Consider the following 16,642-nt stretch of genomic DNA (forward strand, 5'->3'; position numbering starts at 1 on the left):
GCCGTCAGGGCAATGCCCTGACGGCGCTTTCCGGGCTCATGCCGACCGCACCGTGCGGCTGGCGTATCGATCGTGGAGACGCTGCTGGGTCAAGGCGTCCTGTTTCGGCGCCACACCGAAGGTTCTCGAATATTCCCGACTGAATTGCGAGGCGCTTTCATAGCCGACCTTGTAGGCGGCTTCGGCGACGTTGGCGGCCTCGGTGACCATCAGCCGACGCGCCTCGAGAAGGCGCAACTGCTTTTGGAACTGAAGCGGCGTCATCGAGGTCAACGCCTTGAAATGCTGATGAAACGACGACGGGCTCATCCGCGCGATTTCCGCCAGCGTCTCGACGCGCAGCGTCTCCGCGAAACTCGTATGCAGCACCGACACCGCTCTGACGACGCGTTCGATATTGGATTCCGGCAGGGCCAATTTGCAGATCTCGCCGCCATGCGGTCCGCTCAGCAGCCAATAGCAGATTTCGCGCACGATCGAGGGCGCCAGAACAGGGATCGCTTTCGGCGTCGCCAGCAACTTCACGAGACGAAGAATGCAATCGGCCAAGGGCGGATCGACTTTGGCGACGAAAGCACACGGGCCGGAATCTTCCGATGGCGCCGGCAGCGCATCCAACTGTTCGAGAACGCTGCGCATCGTCGCAACGTCGAAATCGATCATCACCCCGACATAGGGCTTCTCCTCGCTGGCCTCGACGATCCGACCGGTCGCCGGCAGCCCGACGCTGACTACCAGGCATTCCATCGTTCCATAGCTCAGTCTCGCCTCGCCGAAATGCAGTTCCTTTCCGCCCTCCAGCACGACACAGAGCGATGGGCGATAGATGTTTCGCATCGGCATCATCGACTGGTACGACCGGACGATGTTGAAGCCTTCGAGGGCCGTCGGGAAAAGGCCCTGGCCGCCGCCCTGTTCTTCGATATAGGCCGTGACAGCCGCAAGCAGCGGTGCGTTCATGCGCGACTCCGGATGTGTGAGGCGCCAGGGCAAGATCTGGCTCCGGGTCGGCATAATCGCCTCTTCTGCAGGAATAGGCAAGTTTCTTGCGAGTTCCGGCATTCTGGTCATGGGTCGCTCCATCTAGCTTGAGGGTGCAACCAAGCGAGGAGCAACCTCAAAATGGCAGAAATCGCCGCCGGGTCAAGAGATCCTTCATCGGGGCATGCGCCTCGACCCAATTCATCCGGAGACTATGCGAAGCCCGGCCGTTTTGCGGCCATATGCGCCGTCCTCCTGCTGATCAACGCGTTATCCCAGATCGACCGCATACTTCCGTTCATTCTGGCGGAGAAAATCAAAGCGGACCTGTCGCTGACGGATACGGAGATGGGATTGCTGACCGGCCTCGCCTTCGCCGTCTGTTACGCGCTTCTGTCGCTGCCGCTCGCGCGCGCCGCTGACCGAGGATCGCCGCGGCTGGTGCTGGCGGCCTGCGTGCTGATCTGGAGCGCGATGACGATGCTCGGCGGCGTCGCCGCAAGCTTCTTGTTCCTCGCGTTGACACGCTTCGGCGTGGCGTTCGGAGAGGCCGGGGCGGTCCCGGCCGGTCATGCCCTGATCGTCCGCAAGGTCGAGCCGGCGCGACGCGGGCTTGCGATCGGTCTCTTCGCGATGGGGATCCCGCTCGGAACCATGGCGGGCTTTTCGGCCGGCGGCGCTCTCGCCGATATGTTCGGCTGGCGCATCGTGTTGATCGGCGCCGGCGCCGTCGGCGTCCTGATCGGGTTCGCGACGGTGTTCGTGGTGGGCGCGACGCCGCGCTTGCAGCCCCCGGCTTCGGGCGACGGCCCTTTCCTGAAAACCAGCCTCGATCTCCTGTCGTCGCCGGCCTTTCGCTGGCTGTTTCTGGGCACGGTCCTTCTCGGCTTTGCCGGCGCGCCCTTCTATGCATTCTCGGCGCCGTTTCTGATCCGCGCCCACGGTTTTTCCGCAACCGAAGTCGGCGTCTCCTTCGGGCTGTTGCAGGGGCTGATGGGGATTGTCGGCACGCTGGGCGGCGGCCGCTGGTTCGACCATGCGGCGCGGTCCGGCTCCGGCAGGGTCCTCGGCCCACCCGGCCTGCTGTTTCTGTCGGCGAGCGTCACCACGACGGCGGCCCTGTTCGCCCCTGTCGGCTGGATGTCGATCGCCCTGTTCGTCCCATCGATGCTGTCGTTCTCGTTCATGCTCCCCTGGGGCTTCGGCGCGGCGCATCTGCTGGCGGGGCCGGGTCGCCAGGCGCAGGCGTCCAGCCTGGTGATGATCGGCAGCGGGCTTGTCGGGCCGGCGCTCGGGCCTCTGTTCGTCGGCATGGTCAGCGACGCCGCATACGCCGCCGACATTCCGAACGGCCTCGCGTTCGGCCTGTTGATCGTGCCTCTGGCGAGCGCCTTGTCGGGCCTTGTCCTCCTCGTCGCCGACCGTCGCGTCGCCGCGGCCCTCCGGCGACGCCGAACCGCCCCCTGAACATTCTGACAGCCATCCATCGAACGGCCATCTCCGCAGGGGCGGTGGTGTTCCCGCAAGACGCATCGTCGAAACGGGGCGTCTCCGTCGGGCAGCCGAGCCAAAAACACGAAAGGAACAGATTATGCCGAAATCTTGGACAGTCGACGACATGCCCTCCCAGCAGGGTCGAACCATGCTCGTCACCGGCACGGGCGGCCTGGGGTTCGAAACTGCTCTTGCGCTGGCGAGAGCCGGCGGCGAAGTGATCCTCGCCGGCCGCGATCCGGCCAAAGGCGCCGACGCCGTCAGACGCATCAGGAATGAGGCGTCGCATGCGTCCATTGCGTTCGAGCCGGTCGATCTCGCCGACCTCGCGTCGATCGAGGCGATGGCGACGCGACTGAAAGGCCGTCTCGATCATCTCGACGTGCTGATCAACAATGCGGGCGTCATGACGCCCCCCGTGCGCAAGACCACCCGTGACGGCTTCGAACTGCAGTTCGGGACCAATTATCTCGGGCACTTCGCGCTGACGGCCCATCTGGCGTCGCTTTTGGCGACAGGACGAGAGCCGAGGGTCGTGACGCTTTCCAGCATAGCGGCGAGAGGGTCGAAGGTCGCCATCGACTTCGACGACCTGCAGGCGGAGCGGAGCTACAGGGCCATGCCGGTCTATAGCCGATCGAAGCTGGCATGCCTGATGTTCGCGCTGGAACTTCAGCGACGCAGCGACCAGGGCGGTTGGGGCATAACCTCCATCGCGGCCCATCCCGGCATCTCCCGGACGGACCTGCTGCACAACGCGCCGGGTCGCCGCAGCGCGCAGGGACTTATGCGGTCGCTGCTGTGGTTCTTGTTTCAGCCTGCGCCCCAGGGGGCTCTGCCGACGCTGTTTGCGGCTACGTCTCCTGATATTCGCGGCGGCGGTTACTATGGACCCGACAGGCTCGGCGAGACGCGCGGGCATCCGACCGAGGCGCGGATGCCGCCCCGGGCGATGGACGGCGACGTCGCGAGGCGTCTCTGGGAAATCTCGGAGAGGCTCATCGGCCGCGCCTTCGACACCCCCGCTTCGCATCGTTCCGGCCGGGCTGGACCTTCTGACGGACGAGAGGGCTGAGGATGGACCCGCTCGCAGATCTCGTCGACTGGATCGCGCTCTACGGCCTCGTCGGCCTTCTGTCGATCGGTCTTGCCGAACGATTCGTTCCGGCGCTTCCGTCCCACGGCGTTCTCGTCGCCATCGGCATTGCGGCCAAGGACGATGCCTGGTCGGTCCAGGCGGCCGTCGCGGGCACCGCCGCGGGCAGCTTTGCCGGGGCGCTCGCGCTCTATCTCCTCATACGCGCGCTCGGAGAACAAAAGTCCGTGGCCCTTCTCCACGTCGTCGGCGGGCGGATCGGACTTTCAGGCCGACACATCGACCGGACGCTCGCCTCCCTGCGCGCCCGGGAACAGGCGATCACGATAACATCGCAACTCGTCCCGACGATCCGATTGATCTTCCCCTTGGCCGCGGCGCTGTTGGGAACGGGCGCCTTGCGGTTCGCATTCGGCCTGGGGGTCGGGATCCTGTTGTGGAACGGGCTGTTCATCGCCGCCGGCTACTTCGCCGTCATGGCGCTGCCCGGCCTCAACTCATCGGCCTTCGCCCTCAAGATCCTGGCGCTTGTCGTTTTGGTGGAAATAATGGCCGCAATTTCCTTCCGGTTGCGATCATCGATGCGGCGGCGACGGGAGACGATGCGATGATCGGGAGAACCGCCGATGCGCTGGTGTTTTTCCGCGCCTGGCTTTCCGCGCCTCTGCAGATCGCCTCGGTCACGCCGTCGGGACGGGCGCTCTCGTCGCTGATGACCACGGAAATCACCGCCGCCAGCGGCGCCGTGATCGAACTCGGTCCGGGAACCGGCGTGTTCACCGAGGCGCTGCTCGAGCGGGGTGTTTCCGAATCCGATCTCGTTCTCGTGGAGTCCAGCGCGGCTTTCGCCGGCCATCTCCAGACGCGCTTTCCGGCGGCGAGAACTCTGCTTATGGACGCGTCGCAACTGCGCAAAATCGAGCTTGCGACTTCGACCCCGATCGGCGCCGTCTTGAGCGGACTGCCTCTCCTGTCGATGCCGGTTCGAAAGGTGATCGGCATTCTCGAAGGAGCCTTTTCGCATCTTCGCGATGACGGAGCGTTTTTTCAATTCACCTACGGACCACGATGCCCCGTCCCCAGACCCGTGCTCGATCGGCTCGGATTGAAGGCGACCTTTCTGGGGCGCACGCTCGCGAATGTTCCGCCCGCGGCGGTCTACCGCTTCAGTCGCCGGAGACCGCGTCCTCCGTTCGCACCGCCCGCCCCGAGCTCATCGATCGCAAGCCCGAACGCATCGGCTCCGCCCGAGATCGACTGATCGACCGAACTCGGCGGAGGCGACTATCGCGCTCGTTTCGAAAGCGCCGGCGGCGGCATACGCGGCCGGTCCCGGCACGGCCGAGAGGGAGAGGCCGGGACGGTTATCGCAGCCTTTCGATGGCGTTGGCCTGCGCCTCACGGATCAGGCCATGATACATCGTCTCCTTGCCGGGATACCAAGGCATCGCGCCGATCGAGCCGAAGCCTGGGATCGTTTCCATATGCGCGACCATGCGGGCGCGCATCCGCTCGTCGGGCAGAGGGCCGGTCATCGCCTGGATATTGTCGCTCATGTGATCGGGGTTCGACGTGCCGCACAGCACGCTGGTGACGGCCGGATGCGCCATGACCCATTTCAGAAAGAACTGCGCCCAAGTCGCGGCGCCGAACTCCCGGGCGAAAGCGGGGAGAGGATGTCCTTCGACCACCTTCATCAGCCGCGCCTTTTCGAGCGGCAGATTGATCAGGACGCCTACGCCCTTGGCGGCGGCGGCGGGCAGCAGGCGGCGTTCGGCGTCGCGGTTGAAGATCGAGTAGTTCGTCTGGATGAAGTCGACGTCGCCGCGCTCGACGATGGCGAGCAATTGATCCTGGGCGGCCGATTCATGGTGAGTCACGCCGACATGGCGGATCAATCCGTCCTTTTTCCATGACGTCATCAGCGGGATGACGACGGGCGCATTGGTGATGCTGTGGCATTGCATGAGATTGATCGTGCTGCGCCAGGTGCGCATCCGCGACTGCCGGAAACTCTCCTCCGCATGACTCTCGTCGCCGAGATAGTCGCCGGTCGACCAGACCTTGTTGGCGAGGAACATCTGATCTCCGCCTTCGAACTCGCCCATGAACTGGCCGACAGTGGCTTCAGCGGAGCCATAAAGGGGCGAGGTGTCCACCACGCGTCCGCCGGCGGCGACGTAGCGTTCGAACACCTGCCGCAGCGCGTCGCGGCGATCACCGGGCTTCAGGTCGAAGGTCAGGAACGTGCCGAGGCCGAGCGCCGTGACCTGTTCGCCGGTGCGCGGCAGAGTTCGGGTCACGAGATCCGGGCTCGGCGCCGTCCCGCCGGATGGGGAGGCGGCATCCTGAGCGCCGGCTTTCCCGGCGGACGCGGCGGGAACCGCCAGACCGGTCACGGCCGCTCCCATCGTTCCGAGAAAGCCGCGACGGTTGATGGTCGACTTGTCCATGAGATTTTTTCCTTGTGTCGGGAGGGGCGTCAGAACTGCCAGTTGGCGGGCGCCCAGGCGTAGCCGCCATCGGTCTTCAGCATGTGGCCGATGCCCGGGAACGGGAAGTGGAAGCCGAGGACCGGGATGCGGTCGGCCGCCGCCCTGTCGAAAATGCGCCGGCGCGAAGCGAGCGCCGTCTCCTTGTCGCGATCGGGGCCGGGAAGCCAGGGACGATCGATGTTGACGACCGGATGATAAGCGAGGTCGGCGGTCAGCAGCAATTGCTCCTTGCCCGAATGCACGAGGAAGGCGGCCATGCCCGGCGTGTGGCCGGAAGCGACGATCGTGGTGAGGCCCGGCACGATCTCGGCGCCGGCTTCGTAGAGTTCGACATGATCCATGACCGGCTCGAAGCTGGTCTTGATGTTCCGCGCGAAACGCAGCCGGAATTCCTCGGGCGTCGGCATGTAGGAGAGATCCGGATCAGTCCGGACGAAGAAATCCCAATCCGCTTTCGGCGCGAAGACGGTGGCGTTCGGAAAAGCCCTGCCGCCATCCGCGGCGCGGAGGTTGCCGACATGGTCCGGATGCGTGTGGGAAATGACGACGCCGTCGATATCCGCGGGGCCGAGGCCGATCGCCGCGAGATTTTCGAAGAGGCGACCGCCATTGGGGCCCATGGTTTTTCCAGCGCCGGCTTCGATCAGGATTCGCCGACCGCCAGTCTCGATCAGGAGCGTGTTGAGGTTGAGCGTCATGCGGTCGCTCGGCAGGAAGGCGCGGCGCAACACCTCCTGCAACGCGGCTTCCGGCGCATCGCTGGCGTAGACGCGCGGCGGTCCTTCGATGACGCCGTCGCTGAGCACGGTCGCGCTGATATCGCCGATGCGGACGCGGTAGTGACCGCTATTGCCGAGCGATGCAGGCATGCCCTGTGCAGCCGCCCCGAAGCCGCCGAGGCTGGGAATGAACAGGGCGGAGGCGCCCGTGACGGCGGTCAGCATGACCGCGCGTCTGTTGAGGGTGAAGACACTCATCGGATTTTCCTTTCCTGGTCGGGCGCGCGCGCTTTCCAGGGCGGCGCTCGATATGCTTGCGCCGTCGAACAGATCGTGGCGACGAACAACGGTTTGAACGATGACACAGGCCTATTGCGCTGATAAGCTGCACAAAGATTATCAGCTTGATTAGAAAAACAGCTCAATGAACCCGCTTCGCCTGGACAGCTTCGATGTGTTCGCCTCGATCATCCGATGCGGTGGATTCCGCGCCGCGGCGCTCGAACGAGGGGTGTCTTCATCGGCCCTCAGCCAGACGATGAATGCTCTGGAGGAAGCCCTCGGAATTCGGCTGCTCAATCGGACGACCAGAAGCGTCTCTCCCACCGAAGCGGGACAGCGCCTGCTGGAGCGCCTCTCCCCGGCGTTGCGCGACATCCGGCGCGCGATCGCCGAAATCGACGAGTTGCGGGACAGCCCCTCGGGAACTCTGAGGATCAATGCTCCGGCGCCTGCCGTGGACCATGTCCTGTGCCCGCTGGCATTCGACTTCATGGACGCCTATCCCGACGTGAAGATCGAGATCATCAGCGATGCCGCGGTCATCGATATCGTCGAGCGCGGTTTCGACGCCGGCGTCAGGTTCGGGAAGCAGTTGGCGCAGGACATGATCGCGCTTCCGCTCGGCCCGCCGCTGCGCTATGTGATCGTCGCTTCACCCGATTACATCGAAAGACATGGCGAGCCGCAGGCTCCCCAAGACCTTGTCGGCCACGACTGCATCAGGCGCAGGTTTCCCGGCGGCACGCTGGTCACGTGGCGGTTCATCGAAGGCGGAGAAGACATCGAGATCGCGCCCGAAGGCCGGCTGACCGTCAGCTCCGCGCAGAACGAACTGCAGGCGGCGCTGGCGGGCAGAGGCATCGCCCATGTCTTCGACGACTATGCGCGCACACACATCCAGGCCGGCCGTCTGGTGGAGCTTCTCTCCGACTGGAGCTCTGCTCTGCCCCACTGGTTTCTCTACTATCCCAACCGGCGCCTGCCGAGCGCCGCCATGCGCGCCTTTCTCGATTTCATGAGAAGCTACGACTGGCAGGCTCGGCGGTGACGCAGATCGAGACGGCTGCTACGCGGCCGGCGAGGCCGAGCGGTCTTCGCAGGCCTCTTTCGGGTCCGGCGCCATGCTCGGAGAACCGATGCAGCGTTTGGAGTGGCTGCCGATTCACGCCTCGCTTCGGTCTGCGGAATACGCCACGTCCCGTTGCGCCTCGATCGCCTCCAGCCGCGCGGAAAGCGCCTGCGAAATGGAGGAATAGGCTGTGCTTCCCAGCGCCAGCCGCAATGGCGGCTTCTCGCTTTCGGCGGCGGAGATGATCGCGGCCACGGTGCGGGCGGCGTCGCCCTTTATTTCGAAGCCGCCATCGACGATGGCGCGGCGGACAGCGCCGGCGGGGGTGTTTTCGTAGACGTCCATCGGGTCGGCGCAAACCAGGTTGGCTCCGAAATTGGTGCCGGTTGGGCCAGGCTCGGCGATGATGAAGTCGATGCCGAACGGCGCCACTTCCTGCGCCACCGATTCGACGAAACCTTCGATGCCCCATTTGGTCGCATGATAGAGGCTGAAGCCCGGATAGGCGATCTGCCCGCCCTCGGAAGAAACCTGGACGATACGCCCGCCGCCCTGCCGTCGCAGAGACGGAAGCGCGGCGCGGATCACATGGATGGATCCGGCGAGATTGGCGGCGATCTGCCGATCGATCTGATCATCCGCCAGCTCCTCCGCCGCCCCGAACAATCCGTAGCCGGCATTGCTGACCAAGACGTCGATCCGGCCATGGCGCCGGAAGGCTTCGTCGACGACCGACGCTATGCTCTTCGCCTCGATCAGGTCGAGCGAAACGACATCCAGTTGGTCGCCACATAACTGTTCGAGCTGCTCGAGCGTCCCCGGTCGGCGAATGGTGGCGACCACCTTGTGACCATGCGCGAGCAATTGCTGCGTCATCTCCAGACCGAGGCCGGAAGAAGCGCCTGTAATGAACCATGTCTTCGGCATGTGAACTCCTCATTCTTTGCAAACCCAATGTAGCTCGCCGAGATTGGTGGTATAAGGTCGTCAATACGAGATGAGACGGTGAGGAAATTTCACGAATGACACGCCCCAGCCTGAACGATCTCGCCGCTTTCGCGGCGGTGGCCGGCCACCTTAGCTTCCGCAGGGCCGCCGACGTCCTGGGCGTCTCACGCTCCGCGTTGAGCCACGCGATCATCGGACTGGAGGGCAAGTTGGGCGTCCGGCTCTTCAACCGGACGACACGCAGCGTGTCGTTGACCGAAGCCGGCGCGGGCCTGTTGGCGCGCATCGACCCGATCCTGCAGGATCTCGACCTAGCTCTCGACACGCTATCGGAAGAGCGCGGCGCCCCGAGCGGCACATTGAGAATCAATGCGAACAAGAGCGGCGCGCTTATCCTGCTGAGAGACGTCGCGCCGCAGTTTCTGACGTCCTATCCCGACGTCGAACTCGATCTGGTTTCGGAAGGTCGACTCGTCGACATCGTCGAGGAAGGTTTCGACGCCGGCGTGCGGCTGCTCGAGACCGTTCCGCGAGACATGGTCGCGGTAGCGTTCGGGGGCGATGTTCGCTTCATCGCTGTCGCGTCCCCGTCCTATCTCGACGGCAGGACGGTCCCCCTCACGCCTGAGGACCTGCAGGCCCATCGTTGCATCCGGCAACGCCTGCCCAGCGGAAAGCGCTACCGATGGGAGTTCGCCAAACACGGCGCCGAGATTGCCGTCGACGCGCCGGGCAACCTCACCCTCGACGACAGCGATCTGCTCACGCAGGCGGCGGCGGACGGCCGCGGCATCGCCTATGTCCCGGAATATTTCGCCAAGCCGTTTCTGATATCCGGCCAGCTCGTGACCGTTCTCGACGACTGGTGCCCGCCGACAGCCGGCCTGGCGCTCTATTACCCGCGCAACCGGCACATGCCGTCGCCGCTCCGCGCCTTTATCGACGTCCTGAAACAGGTGGAGAGGAGACGATGAGCGGACGAGGATCTGGACCACATCTGCAGCATCACCGCGCGGAGCCAGGACGGTAAAGCCGATATCGGCTTCCATTGCCGCCGCCGAAATCCACAAGCCATGAGGACGGCCGGCCCCGGCGGGGGCCATCATCAAAAGCGGCTGTACGCCCTGCCCGGCATGGGATAGACACCGCCTTTCTTTTTGTCGGCGCAATCTTGATCGACAGCCAGGATTATTGCTAATTGACGTCCTTGGACTGCGGCTGCCGCCGCACCCGAACAATGGTCTCGCGTCTCCAAGATTTCGGCGACGGCGAGCGCCTCGACACCCATCCCGTCAACATTGTCGTTCGCTGGACAATTTTCAGCGCGCCGATTTCAAGAGCGTCTCGATCATGCATAGAAAAACATCCGCATTGAACGGCGCGAAGGGCATCGGGCTCGAACGGAACGCCCTGATGGGGCTGGCTGCCGCGGTGTTCTTCTTCGTCGTCAGCACCGCGATCTCGATCTATACAATCCAGAATGTGAGAGACAGCAATTCGCGGGTGACGCAGACCCATGGCCTGATCGTCGCGCTCGATCTGTTGCTGATCGACGCCCAGGATGCCGAGACGGGCCTCAGAGGCTTCCTGCTGACCGCCAAGGATACATATCTGGCGCCGTATTACCGAGCCCTGTCCCAGGTGAAGAGCCGCCTGGCGACGATTGGTCTGCTGGCGACCAGCGAAATGCAGGAACGGGGAAGCGTCGAGGAACTGCGCGGTTACGTCGAGTCCAAGCTGGGCGTAATGGACAGGACGCTCCGGCTCTACCGGGAAAAAGGACAGGCGGGGGCGCTGGCTCTCGTGCAGTCGGACCAGGGCCGCAACGATATGGACGGCATCAGGGCGGTCGTCTCGCAACTGCGCGACGAGGCCAGTGAAGAGCGGAGCCAGCGCCTGGAAGCGATGGACAACTCCTATGTCATCGCATGGGTCAGCAGCTTGTCCGCGGGAGCGCTCGGCATCATCCTGACGATGATCATCTCGGGCCTTGCGAGGAAATCCAATATCGCGCGCCAGCGGGAGCAATGGCTGCAGAACGCGCAAGTGGGCTTGGCGGCGTCGGTGTTCGGCGAACAGCCCCTGGCCGCGCTCGGAGAGAACATTCTCGGCTTCCTGACCAATTACCTCGGCGCCGTCGCAGGGGCGCTCTATGTGGAGAACGCAGGCCGCTATCATCGCTCGGCGGTGCATGGCGTTCCCTCGAACGTGACCCTCCCCGCGAGCTTCGGCCAGGGCGACAGCCTGTTCGGACATGTTCTCAGGGATCACAGGCCGATCGCGGTCGGCGAGCTTCCCGAAGATTACATCAGCTTCGGCTCCGGCCTCGGCCAGAGCAGGCCGCGCTACCTCGCTTTGGGGCCAGCGATCGTCGACGGCGAAATCCGGGCGGTTTTCGAACTCGGCTTCCTGTCGCCGATTTCCGACGAGACTTTGCTGCTGCTCGAAAAAGTGTCCGAAATCATCGCGGTGGCCATCCGCTCGGCCGAGTTCAGAACGCGTCTCCAGGCCTTGCTCGAAGAAACCCAGCGGCAGTCCGAAGAACTGCAGGTGCAGGGCGAAGAGCTCCGGGTGTCCAACGAGGAACTGGAGGAACAGGGACGCGCCTTGCGCGAATCCCAGGCGCGGCTGGAGCAGCAGCAGGCCGAACTCGAACAGACGAATTCCCAGCTCGAGGAGCAGGCGCAGGAACTGGAGCGGCAACGCGACGACATCGAAAAAGCCAAGGACGCCATCCAGGCCAAGGCCAACGAGGTCGAACTGGCCAGCCGGTACAAGTCGGACTTCCTGGCGAACATGTCGCATGAGCTTCGCACGCCGCTGAACTCCTCGTTGATCCTCGCCAAGCTGCTCGCCGACAATTCCGAGGGGAACCTGACGGCGCAACAGGTCCAATTCGCGCAGACGATCCAGTCTTCGGGCAATGACCTGCTGAACCTGATCAACGACATCCTCGACCTGTCCAAGATCGAGGCGGGCCATGTGGAAATCAGGCCCGAAGCGGTGTCGGTCGAGCGCATGCTCGGCTCTCTGCGCCATCTCTTCGAACCGCTCGCCGCCAACAAGAACCTGCAGTTGTCGATGACGGTGTCGTCCGACGCGCCGGCGATTATACAGACCGACCCGCAGAGACTAGAGCAGGTTCTGAAGAACCTGCTGGCCAATGCGATCAAGTTCACCGAGAAAGGCGGCGTGTCGCTGAGCATCCGCCGCCACGGCGACAATCATCTCGCCTTGTCGATCAAGGACACCGGCATCGGCATCGCGGAAGAACAGCAGAAGCGCATCTTCGAAGCGTTTCATCAGGCAGACAGCACCATCAGCCGCAAGTTCGGCGGCACCGGCCTCGGCCTGTCGATTTCGAGGGAGCTGGTGCGATTGCTGGGAGGCCGGTTCCAACTCGAAAGCCGCCTGGGAGAAGGAAGCACGTTCACCGTGATCATCCCGCAGGACTTCGACGTCGCGCTCGTCCGGACGCCGCAGCCCGAGCCGGCGGCGGTTCAAACGCAGCGGGCGGCGCAGGCGACGAGATCCGAGGAGCCGATGCCCGCGGCGGCGGCAGGCAGGCCGATCGCGTTCATCGAGGATGATCGGGCCGTCGCCGACGAAGGGGCGCGTAAGCTTCTCGTGGTCGAGGACGACCATTCCTTCGCCCTGATCCTCCGGGATCTGGCGCGCGAACTCAAATTCCAGGCGCTCGTCGCCGGAACGGCCCAGGAGGCGCTCGATCTCGCCTATCAGCACATACCGCACGCCATCATTCTGGACGTCGGCCTGCCGGATCAATCCGGACTGTCGGTCCTCGACCGGCTGAAGCGGGATGTGCGCACGCGCCACATCCCGATCCATATCCTTTCGGCCGACGACTATTCCGACCGGGCGCTCTCGCTCGGCGCCGTGGGTTATGCGCTGAAGCCCGTGCAACGCGATCATCTGGTCGAAGTGATCGAATCATTGGGCGCCAAGGCCGAACAGACTCTGAGGCGGGTGCTCATCGTCGAGGACAATGCGGTGCAGCGCGACGCCCTGTCGAGACTGCTGTCGTCGCACGACGTCGAAACGGTGGGCGCCGGCACAGCCGCCGAATGCCTATCGCTGCTCGAAAACAAGACGTTTGATTGCATGGTGCTGGACCTGTCGCTGCCGGACGCCTCCGGTTTCGCGCTTCTGGAAACGCTCAGCCAGGAGGGTTCCCATTCGTTCCCGCCGGTCATCGTCTATACCGGGCGGGTGCTGAGCGCGGAGGAAGAGCAGAAACTTCGCCGCTATTCGAAGTCGATCATCATCAAGGGCGCCAAGTCGCCGGAGCGTTTGCTCGACGAGGTGACCTTGTTCCTTCATCAGGTCGTGTCCGAACTTCCGGATGAACAACAGCAAATGATACGAAAAGCGCGCAATCGCGATGAACTTCTCGAAGGCCGCCGCATTCTCATCGTCGAGGACGACGTTCGCAACGTCTATGCGCTGACCAATATTCTCGAACCGCGCGGCGCGGTGGTCGAAATCGCACGGAACGGAGAAGAGGCGCTGGAAAAACTCGAACAGTCGCAGACCAAGCCCGCCGGGCGGATCGACCTCGTGCTGATGGACGTGATGATGCCGGTGATGGACGGCTTGACCGCGACGCGGCACATCCGTCGCAACGCCGCCTGGCAGAAGCTGCCCATCATCACCCTGACCGCCAAGGCTATGCCGGACGACCAGAAGCGTTGCATCGATGCGGGAGCCAACGACTATATGGCGAAACCGCTCGACGTGGAAAAACTTCTCTCCCTGGTGCGCGTTTGGATGCCCCAATGACCGACACGTTCGAAAAGGTCGAGGATATCGAGATCCGGCTGCTGCTGGAGGCGCTCTATCACCGATACCACTACGACTTTCGCAACTATGCGATGTCGTCGATCCGCCGGCGGCTGCGCCAGGCTCGCGAGCAACTGGGCTATGCGACGATTTCCGCCATGCAGGAGCGGCTGCTCCATCATCCGGACATGCTGTCGGACATGTTGCGCTATCTGACGGTCCAGGTCAGCGAGATGTTTCGCGATCCCTCCTATTTTCTTGCCGTCCGCGAAAAGATCATCCCGCATCTGCGCACCTACCCGTCGCTGAAGATCTGGATCGCCGGATGCAGTTCGGGTGAAGAGCTCTATTCCTTCGTCATCCTGTTCCGGGAAGAGGGGCTGGAGGAGCGAACGATCTTCTACGCCACCGACATCAATCCCGATGCGCTCGCTCATGCTGAAGCCGGCATCTACGACATCGACCGCATTCGCGTCTTTACCGAAAACCATCGGCAGGCAGGGGGCAAGGGTTCCCTGTCGGACTATTACACCACCGGCTACAATCGCTGCATCCTGGACAAGAGCCTGCGGCGCAACGTCGTCTTTTCGGACCACAGCCTCGTCACCGACCAGGTGTTCGGGGAGATGCAATTCGTCTCCTGCCGCAATGTGATGATCTATTTCGACCGCGACCTGCAGGATCGCGCCATCGGTCTGTTCCGCGAAGCGCTGCCGCATAACGGCTTTTTGGGCCTGGGGTCGAAGGAGACGCTCCGCTTCTCCGACCATGCCGACAGCTTCCGCGAATTCGTTCGAGAGGAAAAAATCTATCAAAGGGTGGGCTCATGAGCGGGCAACCGGGCGGGGCGATCATCATCGGCGCGTCGGCCGGCGCGCTCGAAGCCCTGTCGGCGATATTGCCGACTCTGCCGGCCGATTGCCGCTTCCCGATATTCGTCGTCGTGCATCTGCCGCCCAACAAGCGCAGCGTGCTGGCAGACATCTTCGACCGGAAATGTCGGCTCCGGGCGATCGAAGCGGAGGACAAGGAGCCTGTCGAACCGGGGACCATCTATTTCGCGCCGCCCGATTACCACCTGCTGCTCGAGGGGCGGTCGCATATTTCGCTGTCCAGTGAAGAAGAGGTGTTCTTCTCGCGTCCCTCCATCGACGTAGCGTTCGAAAGCGCGGCGGACGCCTGGGGCAAGCAGTTGACGGCCATCGTCCTGACAGGGGCAAACCATGACGGCGCCCACGGACTTCAGGTCGTCGCCCAGCTCGGCGGCGCGGCCATCGTGCAGGATCCGCTGACCGCCTATGCGACGGCGATGCCGGAGGCTGCGATCCGCGCTTGTCCTGACGCCAAAGTCATGTCGTTATCGCAAATTGCAACATACCTACAGAAAATACTCACATGACGACCGTTGTTAAATTTCTGCTCGTCGACGATCTGGCGGAGAATCTCCTGTCTCTCGAGGCTCTGCTGCGACGCGATGATCTGATGCTGCTCAAGGCGAGGTCCGGCGACGAAGCGCTCGAACTGCTGTTGCAGCACGACGTCGCGCTGGCGCTGATTGACGTGCAGATGCCGGGCCTGAACGGCTTCGAACTGGCCGAACTGATGCGCGGCAACGAGCGGACCAGACGCGTTCCGATCATCTTCGTGACCGCGGGAAGCCATAGCGCCGAGCGCCAGTTCCAGGGATACGAGGCGGGCGCGGTCGATTTCATCCAGAAGCCGATCGAGCCCGACATTCTGCGCAGCAAGGCGGACATCTTCGCCGAACTCTACCGGCAGCGGCAGATGATCGCCGAGCAGCGAGACACGCTGGAGGAGCAGGCGCGCGCGCTCCAGCTCGCCGACAAGCGGAAAAACGAATTCATCGGCGTGCTCGTGCACGAATTGCGAAATCCGCTGGCGGCGCTGAACAGCGGCATGAAATTGCTGTTCAGACGCCCGGATCCGGAAAGGGCGGAACAGATCAACAGCCTGATGCAGGATCAGATGGATCACATCATCCGGCTCGTCGACGATCTGCTCGACATATCACGGATAACCCAGGGAAAGATCACTCTGGCGAAAACGGAATTCGATTTGAAGGACGCCGTGTCCACCGCATTGGATATGACGCTGCAGATGATCGAGGAAAAACAACACGTCCTGCACTACAGCACGCCCGAACAACCCTGCATGGTGTTCGCCGACAAGGTCCGTTTGACCCAATGCGTGTCGAACCTGCTCAACAATGCGGCGAAATACACCCCGAAGGGCGGGCGGATCGACGTGTCCCTGGAGATTGCCGAAGAGACCTACCGGATCCGCGTCGTCGACAACGGGCTCGGCCTGACGCCGGAGGCGGCCTCGGCGATCTTCCAGATGTTCGAACAGGTCAACGAACATCGGGATCATTCCCATGGCGGACTCGGCATCGGCCTCGCGCTGGTGAAGCAACTGATGGAGTTGCATGGCGGCGACGTCGCCGTATGGAGCGACGGACCGGGCCGCGGCAGTATTTTCACTCTGGATTTGCCGCGCACCGCGCCGCACGCCGGCGAAGGCTACGTTTGACACGCTGAGCGTGACAGTCGTCAGCCTGCATGCCGTTCCGGCGCGGCGGCCATCGAAGACCCGGCGGCGCGATTCTTTGTCGTCCCGCTGTTGTTTCCGGCTGCGGCAGGCATCCGCCGCAGCCGGGTTTTCGACCGGTCAGCCCTTCACGAAGGCCAGCAGGTCTTCGTTCAGCACGTCGGCATTGATGGTGAGCATGCCGTGCGAG

General features: G+C 63.5%; 14 protein-coding genes. 10 read left to right on the plus strand and 4 right to left on the minus strand.

Annotation, left to right across the window (positions count from 1 at the left end):
• Positions 1 to 36: 36 nt before the first annotated feature.
• The gene (locus OCK01_RS16420; RefSeq protein WP_263824869.1) at positions 37 to 960 is read right to left on the minus strand and encodes an AraC family transcriptional regulator; all 924 of its coding nucleotides are present in this window, start codon (positions 958 to 960) and stop codon (positions 37 to 39) included.
• Positions 961 to 1,122: 162 nt separating this feature from the next.
• Between OCK01_RS16420 and OCK01_RS16425 the strand changes: the two genes are divergently transcribed.
• From OCK01_RS16425 to OCK01_RS16440, 4 genes are all read left to right on the plus strand, one after another.
• The gene (locus OCK01_RS16425) at positions 1,123 to 2,448 is read left to right on the plus strand and encodes an MFS transporter (RefSeq protein WP_263824870.1); all 1,326 of its coding nucleotides are present in this window, start codon (positions 1,123 to 1,125) and stop codon (positions 2,446 to 2,448) included.
• 124 nt (positions 2,449 to 2,572) lie between these two features.
• Positions 2,573 to 3,550: an oxidoreductase gene (locus tag OCK01_RS16430; protein WP_263824871.1), complete on the plus strand. Its 978-nt coding sequence runs from the start codon at positions 2,573 to 2,575 to the stop codon at positions 3,548 to 3,550.
• Positions 3,551 to 3,552: 2 nt separating this feature from the next.
• The gene (locus tag OCK01_RS16435) at positions 3,553 to 4,182 is read left to right on the plus strand and encodes a DedA family protein (protein WP_263824872.1); all 630 of its coding nucleotides are present in this window, start codon (positions 3,553 to 3,555) and stop codon (positions 4,180 to 4,182) included.
• Entirely contained in the window at positions 4,179 to 4,832 is a 654-nt protein-coding gene (locus OCK01_RS16440; RefSeq protein ID WP_263824873.1) for a class I SAM-dependent methyltransferase, read from the plus strand. Before OCK01_RS16435 ends, OCK01_RS16440 begins: the two co-directional genes overlap by 4 nt.
• A gap of 103 nt (positions 4,833 to 4,935) precedes the next feature.
• Here the strand turns inward: OCK01_RS16440 and OCK01_RS16445 are convergent, their stop codons facing one another.
• A complete protein-coding gene (locus tag OCK01_RS16445) occupies positions 4,936 to 6,024 on the minus strand; it encodes an aldo/keto reductase (RefSeq protein WP_263824874.1) in 1,089 nt (362 codons plus the stop codon).
• Between the two features lie 29 nt (positions 6,025 to 6,053).
• On the minus strand, positions 6,054 to 7,043 hold the full coding sequence (locus OCK01_RS16450) for an MBL fold metallo-hydrolase (protein WP_263824875.1): 990 nt from the start codon (positions 7,041 to 7,043) through the stop codon (positions 6,054 to 6,056).
• Positions 7,044 to 7,209: 166 nt separating this feature from the next.
• Here OCK01_RS16450 and OCK01_RS16455 point away from each other — a divergent pair, with 166 nt between their 5' ends.
• A complete protein-coding gene (locus OCK01_RS16455) occupies positions 7,210 to 8,115 on the plus strand; it encodes a LysR family transcriptional regulator (RefSeq protein WP_263824876.1) in 906 nt (301 codons plus the stop codon).
• Positions 8,116 to 8,229: 114 nt separating this feature from the next.
• Here OCK01_RS16455 and OCK01_RS16460 read toward each other — a convergent pair whose 3' ends face one another.
• Entirely contained in the window at positions 8,230 to 9,063 is an 834-nt protein-coding gene (locus OCK01_RS16460; protein ID WP_263824877.1) for an SDR family oxidoreductase, read from the minus strand.
• Between the two features lie 95 nt (positions 9,064 to 9,158).
• On the opposite strand from OCK01_RS16460, the gene OCK01_RS16465 reads away from it, so the two are divergent.
• From OCK01_RS16465 to OCK01_RS16485, 5 genes are all read left to right on the plus strand, one after another.
• Complete coding sequence (locus tag OCK01_RS16465) at positions 9,159 to 10,058, plus strand: LysR family transcriptional regulator (protein WP_263824878.1); 900 nt, start codon at positions 9,159 to 9,161, stop codon at positions 10,056 to 10,058.
• A 376-nt stretch (positions 10,059 to 10,434) separates the two neighbouring features.
• Positions 10,435 to 13,884 carry a response regulator gene (locus OCK01_RS16470; protein WP_263824879.1) on the plus strand — a complete coding sequence of 1,150 codons (3,450 nt, stop codon included), beginning with the start codon at positions 10,435 to 10,437 and terminating at the stop codon, positions 13,882 to 13,884.
• Complete coding sequence (locus tag OCK01_RS16475) at positions 13,881 to 14,714, plus strand: CheR family methyltransferase (RefSeq protein ID WP_263824880.1); 834 nt, start codon at positions 13,881 to 13,883, stop codon at positions 14,712 to 14,714. Before OCK01_RS16470 ends, OCK01_RS16475 begins: the two co-directional genes overlap by 4 nt.
• Positions 14,711 to 15,283, plus strand: a complete 573-nt coding sequence (locus OCK01_RS16480; RefSeq protein ID WP_263824881.1) for a chemotaxis protein CheB — start codon at positions 14,711 to 14,713, stop codon at positions 15,281 to 15,283. Before OCK01_RS16475 ends, OCK01_RS16480 begins: the two co-directional genes overlap by 4 nt.
• Entirely contained in the window at positions 15,280 to 16,434 is a 1,155-nt protein-coding gene (locus OCK01_RS16485; RefSeq protein ID WP_263824882.1) for a hybrid sensor histidine kinase/response regulator, read from the plus strand. Before OCK01_RS16480 ends, OCK01_RS16485 begins: the two co-directional genes overlap by 4 nt.
• Positions 16,435 to 16,642: the final 208 nt, after the last annotated feature.

This window comes from Rhizobium sp. TRM95796, from assembly GCF_025779995.1.
Taxonomy (GTDB): Bacteria; Pseudomonadota; Alphaproteobacteria; order Rhizobiales; family Rhizobiaceae; genus Rhizobium_E.

Coding starts and splice junctions, on each gene's coding strand:
- OCK01_RS16420 (WP_263824869.1), bottom strand. CDS start 960: ATGAACGCACCGCTGCTTGCGGCTGTCACGGCCTATATCGAAGAACAG.
- OCK01_RS16425 (WP_263824870.1), top strand. CDS start 1,123: ATGGCAGAAATCGCCGCCGGGTCAAGAGATCCTTCATCGGGGCATGCG.
- OCK01_RS16430 (WP_263824871.1), top strand. CDS start 2,573: ATGCCGAAATCTTGGACAGTCGACGACATGCCCTCCCAGCAGGGTCGA.
- OCK01_RS16435 (WP_263824872.1), top strand. CDS start 3,553: ATGGACCCGCTCGCAGATCTCGTCGACTGGATCGCGCTCTACGGCCTC.
- OCK01_RS16440 (WP_263824873.1), top strand. CDS start 4,179: ATGATCGGGAGAACCGCCGATGCGCTGGTGTTTTTCCGCGCCTGGCTT.
- OCK01_RS16445 (WP_263824874.1), bottom strand. CDS start 6,024: ATGGACAAGTCGACCATCAACCGTCGCGGCTTTCTCGGAACGATGGGA.
- OCK01_RS16450 (WP_263824875.1), bottom strand. CDS start 7,043: ATGAGTGTCTTCACCCTCAACAGACGCGCGGTCATGCTGACCGCCGTC.
- OCK01_RS16455 (WP_263824876.1), top strand. CDS start 7,210: ATGAACCCGCTTCGCCTGGACAGCTTCGATGTGTTCGCCTCGATCATC.
- OCK01_RS16460 (WP_263824877.1), bottom strand. CDS start 9,063: ATGCCGAAGACATGGTTCATTACAGGCGCTTCTTCCGGCCTCGGTCTG.
- OCK01_RS16465 (WP_263824878.1), top strand. CDS start 9,159: ATGACACGCCCCAGCCTGAACGATCTCGCCGCTTTCGCGGCGGTGGCC.
- OCK01_RS16470 (WP_263824879.1), top strand. CDS start 10,435: ATGCATAGAAAAACATCCGCATTGAACGGCGCGAAGGGCATCGGGCTC.
- OCK01_RS16475 (WP_263824880.1), top strand. CDS start 13,881: ATGACCGACACGTTCGAAAAGGTCGAGGATATCGAGATCCGGCTGCTG.
- OCK01_RS16480 (WP_263824881.1), top strand. CDS start 14,711: ATGAGCGGGCAACCGGGCGGGGCGATCATCATCGGCGCGTCGGCCGGC.
- OCK01_RS16485 (WP_263824882.1), top strand. CDS start 15,280: ATGACGACCGTTGTTAAATTTCTGCTCGTCGACGATCTGGCGGAGAAT.